At 51.6% G+C, this 15,896-nt stretch carries 14 protein-coding genes and 2 tRNA genes; 11 read left to right on the forward strand and 5 right to left on the reverse strand.

Annotated features, from left to right (window positions below; all coding sequences use genetic code 11):
- Positions 1 to 46: 46 nt before the first annotated feature.
- Together BQ7382_RS03605 and BQ7382_RS03610 are read left to right on the forward strand one after the other, a co-directional pair.
- Positions 47 to 487 carry a hypothetical protein gene (locus BQ7382_RS03605; protein WP_077390781.1) on the forward strand — a complete coding sequence of 147 codons (441 nt, stop codon included), beginning with the start codon at positions 47 to 49 and terminating at the stop codon, positions 485 to 487.
- A gap of 57 nt (positions 488 to 544) precedes the next feature.
- The gene (locus BQ7382_RS03610) at positions 545 to 1,819 is read left to right on the forward strand and encodes an AAA family ATPase (protein ID WP_077390782.1); all 1,275 of its coding nucleotides are present in this window, start codon (positions 545 to 547) and stop codon (positions 1,817 to 1,819) included.
- Between the two features lie 67 nt (positions 1,820 to 1,886).
- Here BQ7382_RS03610 and BQ7382_RS03615 read toward each other — a convergent pair whose 3' ends face one another.
- Positions 1,887 to 3,506 (reverse strand): OPT/YSL family transporter, encoded by a 1,620-nt coding sequence (locus BQ7382_RS03615; protein ID WP_077390783.1) that lies wholly within the window; start codon positions 3,504 to 3,506, stop codon positions 1,887 to 1,889.
- Between the two features lie 302 nt (positions 3,507 to 3,808).
- Between BQ7382_RS03615 and BQ7382_RS03620 the strand changes: the two genes are divergently transcribed.
- The 5 genes from BQ7382_RS03620 to BQ7382_RS03640 all read left to right on the forward strand — a co-directional run bounded on the left by BQ7382_RS03620 (position 3,809) and on the right by BQ7382_RS03640 (position 11,416).
- Positions 3,809 to 5,074, forward strand: coding sequence for an MFS transporter (locus BQ7382_RS03620; RefSeq protein ID WP_077390784.1), 1,266 nt, complete (start codon positions 3,809 to 3,811; stop codon positions 5,072 to 5,074).
- 45 nt (positions 5,075 to 5,119) lie between these two features.
- Positions 5,120 to 6,418 (forward strand): P1 family peptidase, encoded by a 1,299-nt coding sequence (locus BQ7382_RS03625; protein ID WP_077390785.1) that lies wholly within the window; start codon positions 5,120 to 5,122, stop codon positions 6,416 to 6,418.
- A 37-nt stretch (positions 6,419 to 6,455) separates the two neighbouring features.
- Entirely contained in the window at positions 6,456 to 9,125 is a 2,670-nt protein-coding gene (gene polA, locus BQ7382_RS03630; protein WP_077390786.1) for a DNA polymerase I, read from the forward strand.
- A 60-nt stretch (positions 9,126 to 9,185) separates the two neighbouring features.
- Positions 9,186 to 9,785 (forward strand): dephospho-CoA kinase, encoded by a 600-nt coding sequence (coaE, locus tag BQ7382_RS03635; RefSeq protein ID WP_077390787.1) that lies wholly within the window; start codon positions 9,186 to 9,188, stop codon positions 9,783 to 9,785.
- Positions 9,786 to 9,928: 143 nt separating this feature from the next.
- A complete protein-coding gene (locus BQ7382_RS03640; RefSeq protein ID WP_077390788.1) occupies positions 9,929 to 11,416 on the forward strand; it encodes an aldehyde dehydrogenase family protein in 1,488 nt (495 codons plus the stop codon).
- Positions 11,417 to 11,505: 89 nt separating this feature from the next.
- Here the strand turns inward: BQ7382_RS03640 and BQ7382_RS03645 are convergent, their stop codons facing one another.
- Genes BQ7382_RS03645 through BQ7382_RS03660 form a run of 4 tightly spaced genes read right to left on the reverse strand, consistent with a single transcriptional unit; the run spans position 11,506 to position 14,929 of the window.
- A complete protein-coding gene (locus BQ7382_RS03645; protein WP_077390789.1) occupies positions 11,506 to 12,207 on the reverse strand; it encodes an ABC transporter permease in 702 nt (233 codons plus the stop codon).
- Positions 12,204 to 13,115 (reverse strand): ABC transporter ATP-binding protein, encoded by a 912-nt coding sequence (locus BQ7382_RS03650; protein ID WP_235847931.1) that lies wholly within the window; start codon positions 13,113 to 13,115, stop codon positions 12,204 to 12,206. Before BQ7382_RS03650 ends, BQ7382_RS03645 begins: the two co-directional genes overlap by 4 nt.
- Before the next feature lie 59 nt (positions 13,116 to 13,174).
- Positions 13,175 to 14,140, reverse strand: coding sequence for a sensor histidine kinase (locus BQ7382_RS03655; protein WP_077390791.1), 966 nt, complete (start codon positions 14,138 to 14,140; stop codon positions 13,175 to 13,177).
- A 39-nt stretch (positions 14,141 to 14,179) separates the two neighbouring features.
- Positions 14,180 to 14,929, reverse strand: coding sequence for a response regulator transcription factor (locus BQ7382_RS03660; protein WP_235847932.1), 750 nt, complete (start codon positions 14,927 to 14,929; stop codon positions 14,180 to 14,182).
- Between the two features lie 94 nt (positions 14,930 to 15,023).
- Between BQ7382_RS03660 and BQ7382_RS03665 the strand changes: the two genes are divergently transcribed.
- The 4 genes from BQ7382_RS03665 (at position 15,024) to BQ7382_RS09720 (ending at position 15,865) form a co-directional block, all read left to right on the forward strand.
- Positions 15,024 to 15,105, forward strand: a tRNA-Leu gene (locus BQ7382_RS03665).
- A 56-nt stretch (positions 15,106 to 15,161) separates the two neighbouring features.
- Positions 15,162 to 15,248: transfer RNA gene (locus tag BQ7382_RS03670), tRNA-Leu, on the forward strand.
- Between the two features lie 67 nt (positions 15,249 to 15,315).
- Positions 15,316 to 15,735: a preprotein translocase subunit YajC gene (gene yajC, locus BQ7382_RS03675; RefSeq protein ID WP_077390792.1), complete on the forward strand. Its 420-nt coding sequence runs from the start codon at positions 15,316 to 15,318 to the stop codon at positions 15,733 to 15,735.
- A 1-nt stretch (position 15,736) separates the two neighbouring features.
- A complete protein-coding gene (locus BQ7382_RS09720) occupies positions 15,737 to 15,865 on the forward strand; it encodes a hypothetical protein (RefSeq protein WP_268874716.1) in 129 nt (42 codons plus the stop codon).
- The last annotated feature ends 31 nt before the right edge of the window (positions 15,866 to 15,896 follow it).

The raw sequence follows: 15,896 nt of genomic DNA on the forward strand, positions 1-15,896 counted from the left end.
ACCTGAATTACAGGTGATGAGTAAACCAGGTGAAAGGATGAATGACATGGATATAAGCGGAGCATTGGAGCTGCTCAGGAGAGATGTGAAAGACGTGAACTCCGACATTCACGAATTCGTGATGGACGGAACGAACATGAGTGAAGAGGAATTCTTGTCGACAATGGAAAAGAACATCGAATGGGCGTCGAGGGTCCGGCTGAACGAGTGCGACGGCGAACTGTACGCCGCATATACTTTCGTGGATGGCCGCCAGGTGTATTTCAAGTTTATGGCCTGCGATGATGAGATGGAGGATGCACTGGGGAATTTTACTATCTTCCTGGACCTTTACAGAGGGGGCATCTCGCTCTCTGACCTCGGTGCCGCCGTTCTGGCGGACAGAGCACTGCCTTTTTACTACCTGGAGTTCGGCGTCTTTTCAAAAGAACTCTCGGAGGAACCGTCGGTCAGGAAGTGGGGCGGGTTCAGCGTCTCGAGAGATTGATGAGTACGGGCGCAGAGCGACAGAACTGATAATGAGATCTATAGAGAGGAGAGCCAGATGAGTGCATTTGACAAGGTGATAGGTTACGAGCCCATCAAAGAAGAACTTATACAGATATGCGACATGATACATAACAGGGAGGCATACGAGAGGCTGGGCGCAAGAATGCCTCAGGGTATCCTTCTCCACGGGGCACCGGGCGTAGGAAAAACACTGATGGCAAGATGCTTTGTGGAGGAGGCGGGACTTACTAGCTTCGTGATACGCCGTGACAAAGGGAGCGACGACTTTATTAAACATATTGTGGAGACCTTTGAGGAGGCCGGAAAAAACCAGCCGTGTATCGTGTTCCTGGACGATATGGACAAGTTTGCAAACGAGGACAGGACACACCAGGATGCAGAGGAATATGTCGCCGTCCAGGCATGTATAGACGGGGCCAGAGATTCCGGGGTCACGGTCATCGCCACGGCGAACGACATCGACAAGCTGCCGGGTTCCCTGATACGCACAGGAAGGTTCGACAGGAGAATAATGGTCCATCGCCCCGCAGAGGACGAGGCTGAGGCCATAATCAGTCACTACCTGTCTGATAAACCGGTGGACAGTTCAGTGAACATGGAGGATCTTACAAAAATGATCAGATACAGGTCGTGTGCGGAACTTGAGACGATCCTGAACGAGGCGGCCATCAGCGCAGCTTCGGCGAGAAAGGAACTGATAGAAATGGATGATTTTCTCAAGGCGGTACTCAGGCTGCAGTACGGGACCACCGAGACGGTCAGAGACAGGTCAGAAGAAAAGATGAGAAAAGTGGCTCTTCACGAGGCCGGACACCTTGTGGCGGCAGAGGTGCTCTACAAGGGGAGCATCGGGCTCGCTTCGATAAGACCAGTCGGATATGGAGACGGCTGCGGGTTCGTTAACAGGTGCAGCGTCATATACAGGAGACCGCACATGGTCATGGTGTATCTGGCAGGAAAAGCCGCGGTGGAGATGTACTACTCCGAGGCCGTGGCCAGCGGCTGTGGCGAGGACCTTTCAAATGCCGCAGAAGTCATTGAGGAGGGTATCATTGAAAGCGGTACTCTGGGGCTCCATATGATATCGAGTGGCAGAAGCTCGAGTATGCCCGATGGATACAGGGCTCAAATCAGGGCGGGGGTCGCATCTGAGATGGAAAGACTGATGCTCCAGACGAGGGAGCTCCTGCTGAACAACAGGAAATTCCTGGAAAAGGCGGCAGAGCAGCTGCTAAAAAAAGAGACGCTCCTCTACTCTGAGATAAGGGCGATAAGAGAGAGCTGTGTCACCGGGGACGTTTCTCACTGACACGCATACGCATGGAACAATTGAAAAAGCCGGGGGAACAACATCCTCCGGCTTTTTGTATCAGCGTCTACAGAGCTTGAAGCGCCAGCACTATCGATATGATGACTCCTATTATCGCCTCGCCGCCAAGGCAGCCTGAAGCGATAAGAGTCCCTTTTTCCACGGCCTTGCTCTCCGGAACTTTTTTTACTCTCCTGTTCACGAAGAACCTGATCAGTCCTCCGAGAGAAGCTGTCAGCGAAAGATACGCAGGAAGATAAACTCCGAGTCCAAGAGTCATGACCGGAAGACCCAGGCAGTAGAGGACTGTTGCTGCTACGATGCCGACTATGAACGCCGGCACGTTTGAGATGCCGGATACCATGGAAGCCACGGCCGCCGCCTGTGCGGCAGGAAACTCGGGACCGCCTATGGCCTCCGGGCCGTAGGCCGTGTACACCGCCATCAGCGCTGCCGCTGCGGCGACGGCACCGGCGATTCCGCCTACTGCCTCGGCGATCCACTGGGCCTTCGGGCTCGTGCCAAAGGAATATCCAACCTTAAAATCGTTCATCACGTCGCCGACCAGGCCGGCCGCCACGGCCACGACTGCGGCCACGTAGAACGACTCGACCGAACCGACTGTCGTGATAGCCCGGGCGCAGAGCATCACCAGCATTCCGAAGATCTCCATCGGATTTACGCCCGTGGTGCCCACGCTCTCAGATGACATGTAGACCGCAAGCCAGGCGCCGACTATGGTGATCACCGATGCTCCGATGCCCATGTTGCAGACCGTCGCGAAGACTGCGGCGATCACGATGACCAGAACACCGGTCATCGAAGGTCTGAGGGAGATGTCGTCGCTGCTCTGAGCGGAAAACGATGCTGTGAAAATATCCTTAAGCTTGGGGAGGATACCCTTAATGATTATGCCGAGGCCGCAGCCCACCATCATCCCGATACCGAGAGATGCCTTGAGAGAGACGGCTGCTGGCGTTGTGAGGAATCCTCCTTTTACCCCGAGAAAGAGGATGCCGAAGTCGCCGAGGACTGCGCCAAGGAACCAGATGAAGATGAGCGAAGGTCCAAGCAGAAATCCCACTCCGATCATCATTGGGGAGAACCATATTCCCGCCGACGAACCGTATGCCGCAGCCTTCTTGCTCATCCACGCGGCTGGTATCTTGTGGAGCCAGTCGCGGAAAACGGTGAACACCGCGGTGATACCCATGGCTGTGAAAAGAGTCTTCGCCTTCTGGCCGCCCTCATCTCCTGCGCGCAGGGTGTCCGCCGCCGCCTGACCCATGGGGTATTCAAGTCCCTTTTCTTCTACGAAATACTTGCGGATAAAAACTGTGAAGATCAGCCCCAGCACCGTGCCGCCGACCGAAATGGCGAGGATCACGGGGAAAGAGGGCTTCTCGTCCGGCATAAGCATCCATATGCCTGGGATAGTGAATGCCAGGCCGCCGGACACCATGGCCCCGGCCGACATTGCGGTATGTGTTACGTTGATCTCATTTAGATTGGTATTTCCCATGAGCTTGAGGGAAAACATAGATGCCAGGGCCACGAATACTATCGGCCACGGCAGAGAACTGAGCCTCAATGCGATGAACATCGAGCTCATGGTGATGATAACTGATCCGATGACGCCTATAACAAGGCTTCTTACGGTCAGCTGTCTCTGATCTGAACTATTCATTTGTAAACTCCATTCTGGGGACGCACCCCTTTTTCAAGTACATGTTTCCTTAAAAGGAAATCACATCTTCTCTCCGATGGATTTCGGAGGAGCGCAGAGCACCGTCTGAAATTCTAAAACAAACTGCATGAGATTTCAATAATGTAAACTTTTTCAAACAAAATGACCGACGGTCTTTACTATGTGTGCTCAGTGGAATACCATGTGACAGTATGTGTTTTTTGCGACACGGAACAAGCACGGGGCGACAGCAGACAGAATTTGACAGATCAGAAGAAGCGTGCCGGAAACGGAGATTGGTCATGACGACAGATGGAAAAAACAAAAATAACAGCAAGCTGAGCAATTTCGTGGCGAGCGCCTTCACGGGTTCCGGTGCTCTGGCCTTCATTACGCTCATGGGTATAGTGAGCCTTTTCTCAGACATGACCCACGAGGGAGCAAGGAGCATCCTCGGCGAGTACTTGAGCCTGACAGGCGCTTCTGGTGCCGCCATCGGTTTCGTTTCCGGCCTCGGTGAGCTCCTCGGATACGGCCTCAGGATCGCATCTGGAATGATCGCAGACAGATCGAAGAAGTACTGGACCATGGTCATCCTGGGATACACTATCCAGGTCATGGCCATACCGGCCCTTGCTCTCGTGCCTGACCAGGGGTGGATCATCGCCTGCAGTCTGGTCGTGATGGAGAGAGTGGGAAAAGCTGTAAAAAAGCCGGCAAAAAATACTCTGGTCAGCTTCGCCTCGGCGGAGGTCGGCCAGGGCATGGGCTTTGCGTGGCAGGAGTTTCTGGACCAGCTGGGCGCTTTCCTCGGACCTGTGATACTGTTTGTGATAAGCCGTATCAACGCGGGAGACAGCAGCCTGCACACCTGCAGGATATCCTTCCTTTTCCTGGGCATACCAGGGATCATCACGGTGCTTCTGGTACTGCTTGCCAGACACAAGTACCCTCATCCGGAAGAATTCGACAAGACGCCCGACACAAGAGAGAAGTTCGTGTTCAGGAATGACTTTATTTTCTACATGGTGGCGATCTGCCTCTTCGCCTTCGGATTCATCGATTTCCCTATTATCACACTGCAGGGCTCCAGGAGCGGGGCGTTTCCACTGTATACGCTGAGCCTTCTGTATGCGCTTGCCATGGCTGTGGACGCGGTCGCAGCTCTTTTCTTCGGCTGGCTCTTCGACAAGGCCGGGCTCAAGAGCCTCATGATCTCCACGGCGCTGTCCGCGCTGTTCCCGGTGCTCATCTTTTCCACGAAAGATCCTGCTCTCATCACCGCTGGCATCGTCTTGTGGGGGATAGGCATGGGCGCTCAGGAGAGTATCATGAAGGCCGCCGTCGGAAAGATCATTCCGAAGTCCATGAGGTCCACCGGGTTCGGCATATTCGAGACAGGGTTCGGCATAGCCTGGTTCCTTGGAAGCTGGATCACAGGATATTTCTACGACCACAACGTGACGCTGATGATAGGGATATCCGTTACGGCACAGCTCCTTGCGGTGGTGTTCTACGGAATTACTGCGCACAGATCTTCGGAATTCGCAAAACAGGAGAAAAATTAGTATAATAACCCTGTATACATTCACCGAGACTAGTGAGGTAAGTTTATGGGCTTCAGAAAAATCGACGTAACAGAGATTCCGGGCTTCAGGCTGGGAAATGCCGAGGACCTGGAAGCTGGAACAGGGTGCACTGCCATCATATGTGAAAATGGTGCCGTAGCGGGAGTTGATGTGCGCGGCGGAGGGCCTGCGACCAGGGAGACCGATCTCCTGAGATCCGAAAACTCGGTCCAGACCATCAATTGCGTCATGCTTTCCGGGGGAAGCGCCTTCGGTCTGGAGGCGGGATCCGGCGCCATGAGATTCCTTGAGAAGAAGGGGGCCGGCTTCAGGATGGGTGACATCTGCGTTCCCATCGTTTGCCAGGCTTCTCTCTACGACCTTGATGTAGCATCATCACAGGTGAGACCCGACAGGGAGATGGGAGAGAAAGCCTGTGAGAACGCCTACAGCGGGATATTCAGCGACGGTAACCACGGTGCCGGCACGGGCGCCACGGTCGGAAAGTACTGCGGGATGGAAAGGGCCATGAAAAGCGGCCTCGGTACTTTCGCATGCAGCAACGGCGTGGTCCACGTGGGCGCTGTTGCTGCTGTGAACGCCATAGGAGATGTTTACAACGGAAATGGCAGACTCATCGCCGGCATCCTCAGTCCTGACGGCACACAGATAAGCGGTTCCATAAACTACCTGAAGAACGCCATACTGAAGGATGATGCTCCCGAAGAGGAGCCTGCAGGACTGGAAAAAGAGACTTCTCAACAGGTCCATGCTGGAACGGCGGCTGAAGCCGTTCAGGAGTATGTGCCTGAAGCCAATCAAGAGACGACGGCCGCATCTGGATCAGCAGACGAAGATATTCGTGGGACGGCCACTGAAGATACGACGGAGTCGGCCATCGATCATCGCGACGAGGTGGCTCAGAAAGCAGTGACGGATGCTGATGCATGCTCTGAGGCTACACAAGAGACAGAGGAACCGGCTGAGGAGATCGTCTACGATCACAGGCTGGAGCTGTCAAGCGACGACCTCGGCGAGGACGTCACCTTCAACACCACCATTTCCTGTCTCATAACCAACGCAAAGCTTACCAAGTCCCAGGCCAACAAGCTGGCGTCCACCCTTCATGACGGATACGCCCGGTCCATAAAGCCGGTCCACGGATCACTGGACGGGGACACCATCTTCGTCATGACCACGGGAGAGGTGGATGTGAATTTCGATGCCTTTGCGGCACTGGCCACCGACACGCTGCAGTATAGCGTCATCAACGCCGTGACCTCCGCGGAGGACGCATATGGTTTTCCAAGCGCCAGGACCATGGCAATGAGGATGCAGAAATAGATAAACACCGCTTTTACCAGAACGAAAGAAAAGATACATGGAGAAACTTATAATAATCGACGGAAACAGCCTTCTGTTCAGAGGCTACTTTGCAATGAGACCGATGGTGACAAAGGACGGCGTATACACTCAGGGTGTGTACGCCTTTGTTAACATGCTGAGCCGGATACTCCAGGAGGGCGAGCCCGACTACATCGCCGTGGCATTCGACATGAGGAAGCCGACTTTCAGGCACGAGATCTACAAGGATTACAAGGGCGGACGGCAGAAGACTCCGCCGGAGCTCCTGGCCCAGATCCCGATCATGAAAAGGGTCCTTGAGGCCATGAACATCAAAGTCATGGAGCTGGAGACCTACGAGGCTGACGACATCATCGGCACGGTGACCGCCGACGCCGAGAAGGCCGGGATAGAGTCCCTCATAATCTCAGGAGACAAGGACGAGCTCCAGCTCATAGGCCCGCACACCAGGGTCATGATCAACAAGAAGGGCGTCACTGACTTCGACATATACGACACAGACGCCATGCAGGAGAGGTACGGCCTGACGCCAGAGCGTTTCATCGACCTGAAGGGCCTGATGGGAGATTCCTCAGATAATCTCCCGGGCATCAAAGGGGTAGGTGAAAAAAAGGGGCTGGCGCTCCTCGAAGAGTACGGCACCGTGGAGGGCGTCATTGAGCACAGCGACGAGATCAAGGGCAAGCTCGGGGAAAACGTCCGCGAGCACAAGGAAGACGCCCTGATGACCAAAAAGCTGGCCACCATAAAGAGAGACGTGCCGATCCAGTACGATTTCAGCGAGCTGAAATACACGGATCCGGATTATGAGTCACTGATCAAGATATACCAGGAACTTCAGTTCAACAGCTTCATTTCGAGGCTCAGGAAAAGAGCTGGTGGAGATGCGGAGGAGGCCATCGGCCAGGTGAGCAGCCTGGACAAGATAGAGGACAAGGCGGATTCCCTCAAAGATGTCGAAATGACGGATTTCCTGAAGGAAGTCGGAGACGGCAGCAGGGTGGTGTTCTGGATGGACACCGACGACAGCCACCTGGAAACGCCTTCAGCGCGGAGAGTCGCCGTGCTGGACCCCGAGAAAAAACTTTTTTCCAGGAAAGAACTTACGCCACTCGACCAGGAGACGATCCTCGAACAGATCGCCGGCAAGAGGTACGCGCTCACGGGCTTCGACCTCAAGCCCGCCTGCTACACCATGGCGATGCTCGGCCTCAGCGCACTGGCCCCGGAGTGGGATATCGCTGTTGCCGAATACCTCATCGACCCAAACCAGTCCGGATATACTGTTGAAAAGATGGCAGCAAAGTACCTTGGCGTGATCCCTGAGAAGAAGGACCAGAAGGTCAAGAGCAAAGGCAAAGAGGAGCAGGAGAGGGAGCTCAGCGACGACGAGCTGAAGAAGCTCCTCGTCTCCGTGGAAAACATCCGGAGAGCGCAGGCTCCGGTGATGGAAGAGCTGGGAGTCGACAGGCTCTTCCGCGGGTGCGAGATGCCGCTGATCAACACGTTGGCGGCCATGGAGTGCGCCGGGATGAAGGTGGATGTCTCCGTGCTGGAGCGCTCTGGTCAGGAGATCCAGGGATATGTGGACGATCTGGAGTCGCAGATCATCAAGGAGGCGGGGCAGACCTTCAACGTCAACTCTCCGAAGCAGCTGTCGCAGGTTCTTTTCGAGGACATGGAGATACCGTATCCTGGCAGGAAGAAGACCGGGACTCTGTCCACCAGCGCCGATATTCTGGAGAAGCTCCAGGATGAGTATCCGGTGTGCGGAAAGGTACTTCAGTACAGGAAGTACAAGAAGCTTCTCGGAACGTATGTGGAGGGACTCATCCCTCTCATCTGCTATGACGGAAGGATCAGGCCGCACTTCAACCAGACCGTGGCGGCCACCGGGCGTCTCAGCTGCACTGAACCTAACCTCCAGAACATCCCGGTGAGGGATGACTATGGCCGCGCCCTGAGGAAGGCTTTTGTGGTCTCGGGCGACGACATGCTCTTCGTGGGAGCGGATTACTCTCAGATAGAGCTTCGGATAATGGCCTCTCTCAGCGGCGACGAGAACCTTATCGACGCCTTCAACAAGGGAGAGGATATCCATCGCATCACGGCGTCCAGAGTGTTCAACATTCCGCTGGATCAGGTCACATCGAGGGACAGATCGAGGGCAAAGGCGGTCAACTTTGGGATAATCTACGGTATCAGCGGTTTCGGACTGTCTGAGGACCTTCACATCCCGAGGGGAGAGGCGCAGCAGTACATTGACGAGTATTTCGTCAAGCACCAGGCGGTGAAGGAGTTCCTGGACAGGCAGATCCAGGAGGGAAAAGACACCAGGCTCGTCAGGACGTACTTCGGCAGGGTGCGGCAGATCCCTGAGTTCAGCTCCCGGAAGTACATGGACAGGCAGCTGGCCAACAGACTGGCAATGAACACTCCTATCCAGGGCACCGCGGCTGACATCATCAAGATAGCCATGAACAAGGTGTACGAGGAGCTCACGGAAAGGAAAATGAAGTCCAGGCTCATCCTCCAGATCCACGACGAGCTGATAATAGAGGCCGTGGAGAGCGAGGTGGAGGACGTGAAGGAGCTGCTGGTCAGGAACATGGAGAGCGCCGCGGACCTGGCGGTGGATCTCAAGTGTGATGTGAGTACGGGAAAGACCTGGTACGATCTTAAATAAACTGTCGTGGATCCGGCTGTAGTACACGGCCGGATCCGTTGTCTGAAGAAAGAAGAGCTGATGAAAAAGATCGGAATAACCGGGGGGATCGGTGCGGGGAAGACCGCCGTCACGGATCACCTTCAGGAACGTGGGTACATAGTCATAGATACGGACCAGATGTCGAGAGACATGACGGCGCCGGGAGGAAAGGCCATTCCTTATATTCGGGAAAAATTCGGGGATGATCTCATCGACGAGACCGGTGCCATGAACAGGAAGAAGATGAGGGACATAGTGTTCAGGGACAGCAAAAAGCTGGCGCTCCTGGAACAGGGCACCACCATGGTGCTGATAGAGGACCTGAAGAAACTGTCTCATGAGCTGGAACTGAAGGGAAACAGGGTGGTGTTCTATGCAATTCCGCTGCTGTTCGAGATAGGTTCCTCCATGGAGTACGACGCCACCTGGCTGGTGACCGCGGATGACGAGACCCGGATCCGCAGGGTGATGAAGAGAGATGGCGTTGACAGAGAGAATGTTATCCGCATCATGAAGAAACAGATGCCCGAGGAGGAAAAGAAGAAGCTGGCCTCCGATGTGATAGTGAACGACGGTGACCTGGAGTCCCTCAGGAGGCAGGTGGATGAGCTCCTGTCCAAATACGGTCTGTCGAACTGAAACGCGTATACATCGCACATGCGCAAAAATATAACGAAGTTTGGCCCATTTCAGCCCCTTTGCTCTTATTGTATGAGATTGAATACAATTCTATAATGTAGCTGACGATCAAGCACCTGTTTATTGATTGAAGGAGGCTGACAATGGAAAAAGCTAAATTACAAGATAAGTATCAGCTGTATATCGGCGGAGTCTGGAGAGATGCGTCAGACGGTGCGACATTCGAGACGAAGAACCCGGCCAACGGTGAACACCTGGCATACTGCGCAGAAGCCACGAAGGAAGACGTGGACGATGCGGTAACGGAAGCCTGGAAGGCTTTTTCAAGCTGGAAGAACACTACAGTCAAGGAGCGCGCCGCGATCCTGAACAAGGTGGCGGATATCATCGATGAGAATAAGGAGTTCCTGGCCACAGTCGAGTCGGAGGACAACGGAAAGCCGATCCGCGAGTGCCTCGCCATCGACATACCTATGTCCGCAGACCACTTCAGATATTTTGCCGGATGCATCCTGGCTGAAGAGGGCAGCGCAAACATGCTGGGCAATGACTGCATGAGCCTGATCCTCAGGGAGCCTATCGGCGTCGTAGGGCAGATCGTGCCTTGGAACTTCCCGTTCCTCATGGCCGCGTGGAAGCTGGCGCCTGTGCTGGCGAGCGGATGCTGCACGGTATTCAAATCCTCGAGTTCAACACCGCTGTCGGTACTGGAACTTGCAAAGCTGACTCAGGACGTCATCCCGGCCGGCGTTTTCAACGTGATCTCCGGCAGGGGCAGTAAGTCCGGTCAGTACATGCTGGATCACCCTGGGTTCAGGAAGCTGGCATTCACCGGATCCACAGAGGTAGGCAGAGACGTGGCTCTGGCGGCCGCTCAGAAGCTTATCCCGAGCACACTGGAACTCGGAGGAAAATCGGCGAATATCTTCTTTGACGACTGCAATTGGGACATGGCCATGGACGGCATCCAGCTCGGAATTCTGTTCAACCAGGGACAGGTATGCTGCGCAGGTTCCCGTGTCTTCGTACAGGAAGGCATCTATGATAAGTTCGTAGAAGAGGCTGTGAAGAGATTCAACAAGATCAAGGTCGGCGATCCGCTGGATCCGGAGACTCAGATGGGCTCCCAGATCAATGAGAACCAGCTGAAGAAGATCCTGAACTACGTGGACATCGGCGTCAAGGAAGGAGCCGTCGTAGCATGCGGTGGTGAGAGATACACCGACGGGGATCTGGCAAAAGGAAGCTTCATGAAGCCTACGCTTCTGACCAACGTCACCAACGACATGAGAGTAGCCCAGGAGGAGATCTTCGGACCTGTTGCCGTTGTCATCAAGTTCAAGGATGAGGACGAGGTGATCAGGATGGCAAACGACAGCACATACGGACTCGGAGGCGCTGTATGGACCCGCGACATCAACCGTGCTATGCGGGTCGCAAGGGGCATCGAGACCGGGCGCGTATGGGTCAACACGTACAACTCCATCCCTGAAGGGGCACCGTTCGGCGGATACAAGGAGTCCGGCATAGGAAGGGAGACCCACAAGGTGATCCTGGAGCACTACACCCAGATGAAGAACATTATGATCAATCTGTCAGAGTCCCCATCAGGGTTCTATCCGGAAAAGTAGCATACGGCTGTAGCTGCGGTTTGCGGCAGATCGATAAAGTAATGATCAGGTGAAATGATCGGTGGCTGTCCTGTTCGAAAACCGGATGGTCACCGTGTTTCTGTTGTAAGTTTGTTCATCCAACGGCGACTGGAGAAAATGTAAAACAAAATGGATGCTATCAACAGTGACCCGTAACAGATCCAAAGCACCGGGAAAGAATTTATCTGGCTTATGATCACCTGATAGACGAACAAAAATCCGATACCGTACAGGAATACCGAAGATACCGATTTTTTCATGATGGCAGCAGCGGAGATAAAAAGTACGGCGGCATCTGCTGCAAGCAGATCGATCATCGCGTATTGTAAGAATTCGTTACAGTTACTCTTGGTAAGGACTCCGTTTACCAGAGAAAAACGATCGTCTGCAACGACGACAAAAGCAAAACAGACGACCTGCGACAAGATCTGACAAGAAAGACTGATCACGGAAGTCAAAAGTATTTTTGCCAGGAAAAATCGTGTTCGTTTAATGGAATACGTAAATAAGATCATTATTGTATGATCAACATATTCCTCAACAATGATTTTGTTGATCAAATAGGCGATGTAAAACAGATAGAAATCCCATACTGTGGACGTCATCATTTTAATGATCGCTGCAAAACTGCTGGCATGATCCTGATTCACGCCAAATATGGAAACGAAGGTTGAAAAGAGCAGCGCGATGGTAATTGGAAATGCTAACAGGATCAGCTTATGGATCTTGACTTTACGCGCTTCGAGGCAAACTAATGATGACATTTTCATATGCCGCCTCCGTTCTGTAAAACTTCAAAGAAATAATCTTCTAATGTTCTGTTGTCCTGGAAAAGTTCATAAAGGGAAACACCGCCACTTACCAGTTCCTTTGCGACGATGGACGGATCTGTATCCTGATAGATGCGGATGCTATTGTTCTCCTGTACCGCGAAGTCTTTGATGCCAATGTGTTCCAGGATGACACAGCTTTTCTTTACATCATCGATGCAGATGGTCAAATGGCTACGATTGTTTTTCTTTACTTCGTCCATAGTCTTTTCCTGAACGATTCTGTGCTGATCGATTATTCCTATCCAATCTGCCAGGTGTTCCATTTCAGATAAAATATGACTGGAAATGATGATCGTGGTGCCATAATTCCGGTTGATATCCTTAAACATTGTACGCATATCCTTTATGCCTTCTGGATCAAGCGCATTCGTAGGTTCATCCAGGATCAGCAGCCCAGGATATGTCAGTATTGCCCGGGCGATGGCAAGCCGCTGTCGCATCCCAAGCGAATACGTCATGACCTTTCGGTCAGAAGAGCCAGCCAGGCCGGTCTGTTCCAGGACCTCGGCTATCCGATTTTTGTCATGAAAGCCCATGTATGATGCGTGGAGCTGTAAATTTTCCAGCCCCGTTAAACGCTCGTAAAAATACGGGTATTCAATGATGGATCCGGTCGATTCCAGACCTTCTGATGTGATTCCGGATCTGCCGAAGATACACAAACTGCCACTGTCCATTGCCTCGAGTCCAACAAGTATTTTCATTAGAGTGCTTTTTCCTGCACCGTTCAGACCGATCAGTCCATAGATCGAACCGCGGGGAACGTGAATATCCAGATCCTTTAAGGCAACTGTAGAATCAAAACTTTTTGAGATGTTTTTACCTTCTATGATGTACGCACTCAAATTCAATAAGCTCCTTTTTGTAGATATGTGAAATGGATGTCTTATCGAATGATATGGTATCAGATGATGTTTTCTTTTGCCGTTCGCTTTTCTGACGTTTTTCTTACGATAATGGAAAAGCATGTGTTCCCCGGCTGACTTTTCAATTGGATCGAAAGGTGGCAGCGTGCAGCGATTTTTTCAACGATAGAAAGTCCCAGTCCTCCGCGCCCTTGTGAAGAATGGTCGTGTTTGTTGATCTTATAATTCCTTTGAAATATCTTCTCCTGTTCTGTAAGGGGAATGCCAGGGCCGTGATCTGATATCTCGATGGTTACACTCTGGTCGTTTTGAAACAGGGCGATACCAAGAAACTTGCCAGATCCGCCATGCTTTATGGAATTGTCTATCAGATTCTGCATAATGCAGCGGATCCCATCGGGGCTTGTGGTGGCATAAATTGGAGAGTCATTTAGATCAAGATCTACCTGAAATTCCTGTTCGTGGAAACAGTCGTAATATGAGAGCGCAACTTCCCTGCAAAGTTCTGTAAGATCTATGCGTTTCACAGGAAATTCGGCATCTCCTGAGCAGATCCTGGCAAGATCCAGTTGTTGAAGGATGATATGCTGCATCTCCTGTGATTTTTGTTTTGCCTTTCGCAGAACATGGTTTACTTCAGGAGAATCGTTACCAAATTGCCGGTATTTAAGTGCCGATAGATCTATATAGCCTGAAAGAGTAGTTATCGGTGTCTTCAGGTCATGGGAAATGTCTGCAATACTTGTTCGATATTGCTCCTGAACATCACGGCATTTCTGAAAAAGGCGATATTTTTGAAGCAGCAATGCGTTTATCGAAATAATCATATTCTGGATCGCCAGATCATTCGTACGATGTAAGATAGGATTGAAAGTATCATATTCCTGATCGACGTGTTCCGTTACCACGGATATGCCTTTCAGCAGTTCGCGGTTCCGGCGATATTGAAAAAGGTTCAGACCCGTTAAAACGATGATCAGGGTGGATTCGATTATTAAGATCATGCCAGAATGTCTCCTATGAATCTTCGAAAAAATTTGGCTTTATTTTTTTGAACCAGTATCCTTGATGCGGTAACCAATACCCCACACGGTCTCAATACATTCCTTGGTGGATCCAAGCTTTTTACGAAGACGGGCTATGTGCGTGTTTATGACATCCTCATTGTCGACATAGGAGTCTTCCCACACATGCTGATAAATCTGGCCCTTTGAAAAAACCTGATTTTTATGAGCTGCAAGTAAGTATAATATGTCAAATTCAGTTCGCGTCAGGTCAATATTCTGATCATCTCTATAAACCTCTCTAGCATTGGGGTCGATAAGCAGGTCATTGATCTGTATGGTGCTCTTCTGCACTTTTCCATCATAGATCTCAACTCTCCGTAAATTTGCTTTAATGCGCGATTCCAGTTCTGTAATGGAAAAGGGCTTCACCACATAATCATCTGCCCCGTAAGTGAAGCAGATTGATTTTGCATTATCATTATTTTCACCTGTGATGACAATGATCGGAGACGTGGATACGCTGCGGATGTTCTTGATTGCAGTGATCCCGCTTCCATCAGGGAGTCCGAGGTCGATCAGAAAAATACAGTAATCTGAAATAGATGGAATATCAGCAACAGAATCGAGCCGATGAACAGCAGTGACCTGGTAATCTTTGCATTTCAAGTAGTCAGCGAGCAATTCACACATGGGTAGATCATCTTCAATTAACAATAATTTCTTCATGTTTTCACCATATACATCTAAAATAAAAAAATCAGGTATAGTAGCGATCTCAATTCCCATTTTACTCAGACAAAAGTATTAAGCAACAGGATCCGAACTCTCTAAAAAACTCCTTGCATTGGTCCTGCATTAGTGGTACTATACTTCTTGTGATGTGGCTGTGGCGGAATGGCAGACGCGCATGCTTGAGGGGCATGTGGGAGACCGTGCTGGTTCGAGTCCAGTCAGCCACACCATTTTTTTTACTTAAAATCAGCGTGAGATCGGCGAAAAGAACTGAAAAAGCTTTTCAGCCGGTGTGGCGGAATTGGCAGACGCGCGGGATTCAAAATCCCGTGGTAGCAATATCGTATGGGTTCGACCCCCATCACCGGCACCAGTTAGTTTTTACGAAACATAGAATATAAGTCATTCACTTTTGAAGAATAACAGGAGGCAATTGATCCATGAATGCTCAGTATTTTAATCTGATTCTCTGTGTCGTATTTGTTGCTCTGATATACTTCCTGATGATCCGTCCTCAGAGGAAGAGGGACAAGGAAGTCTCCAACATGAGAAACAGCCTGAAGACGGGAGATGAGATCGTTACCATCGGCGGTATCCTGGGTAAGGTCATCAAGGTGAAGAACGATACGGTGGTCATCGCTGTAGGTACTGACAGAGTTAAGATGGAGATCCTGAAGACTGCGGTAGGAAGCATCAGAAAACAGGCTCCTGGAGATGCTCCGGTTCCTGTTCCTGACGAGAAGGAAGAGGAAGCTCCTAAGAAGCACGCCAGAAAGGTGACTCCTAAGAAGCTGAACGGAAACAACGAGGAGAAGGAGTCAGCTCCTGAAGAGGCCAAGGAAGAGTCTCAGGAGGCTTAACATGAAAATGGAGGCGCATCTCTTTGAGGTGCGCCTTTTGCGTATGAATGCGGCCCTGCGCGATGCGGGGGCGTGTTTTTTATTATCTCTCGATCGTCGATCGTCGCAGGATCGCATGATGATGCGTTAGGCTGTATCCCTTGAAAAACGTGGTTTACACC

This window comes from Mobilibacterium timonense, from assembly GCF_900155555.1.
Taxonomy (GTDB): Bacteria; Bacillota; Clostridia; order Peptostreptococcales; family Anaerovoracaceae; genus Allobaileyella; species Allobaileyella timonense.

Excerpts from the sequence above, each read along its gene's own strand:
- BQ7382_RS03605 (WP_077390781.1), top strand. The coding sequence starts at position 47 with ATGGATATAAGCGGAGCATTGGAGCTGCTCAGGAGAGATGTGAAAGAC.
- BQ7382_RS03610 (WP_077390782.1), top strand. The coding sequence starts at position 545 with ATGAGTGCATTTGACAAGGTGATAGGTTACGAGCCCATCAAAGAAGAA.
- BQ7382_RS03615 (WP_077390783.1), bottom strand. The coding sequence starts at position 3,506 with ATGAATAGTTCAGATCAGAGACAGCTGACCGTAAGAAGCCTTGTTATA.
- BQ7382_RS03620 (WP_077390784.1), top strand. The coding sequence starts at position 3,809 with ATGACGACAGATGGAAAAAACAAAAATAACAGCAAGCTGAGCAATTTC.
- BQ7382_RS03625 (WP_077390785.1), top strand. The coding sequence starts at position 5,120 with ATGGGCTTCAGAAAAATCGACGTAACAGAGATTCCGGGCTTCAGGCTG.
- polA (WP_077390786.1), top strand. The coding sequence starts at position 6,456 with ATGGAGAAACTTATAATAATCGACGGAAACAGCCTTCTGTTCAGAGGC.
- coaE (WP_077390787.1), top strand. The coding sequence starts at position 9,186 with ATGAAAAAGATCGGAATAACCGGGGGGATCGGTGCGGGGAAGACCGCC.
- BQ7382_RS03640 (WP_077390788.1), top strand. The coding sequence starts at position 9,929 with ATGGAAAAAGCTAAATTACAAGATAAGTATCAGCTGTATATCGGCGGA.
- BQ7382_RS03645 (WP_077390789.1), bottom strand. The coding sequence starts at position 12,207 with ATGAAAATGTCATCATTAGTTTGCCTCGAAGCGCGTAAAGTCAAGATC.
- BQ7382_RS03655 (WP_077390791.1), bottom strand. The coding sequence starts at position 14,140 with ATGATCTTAATAATCGAATCCACCCTGATCATCGTTTTAACGGGTCTG.
- BQ7382_RS03660 (WP_235847932.1), bottom strand. The coding sequence starts at position 14,929 with ATGGGAATTGAGATCGCTACTATACCTGATTTTTTTATTTTAGATGTA.
- yajC (WP_077390792.1), top strand. The coding sequence starts at position 15,316 with ATGAATGCTCAGTATTTTAATCTGATTCTCTGTGTCGTATTTGTTGCT.
- BQ7382_RS09720 (WP_268874716.1), top strand. The coding sequence starts at position 15,737 with ATGAAAATGGAGGCGCATCTCTTTGAGGTGCGCCTTTTGCGTATGAAT.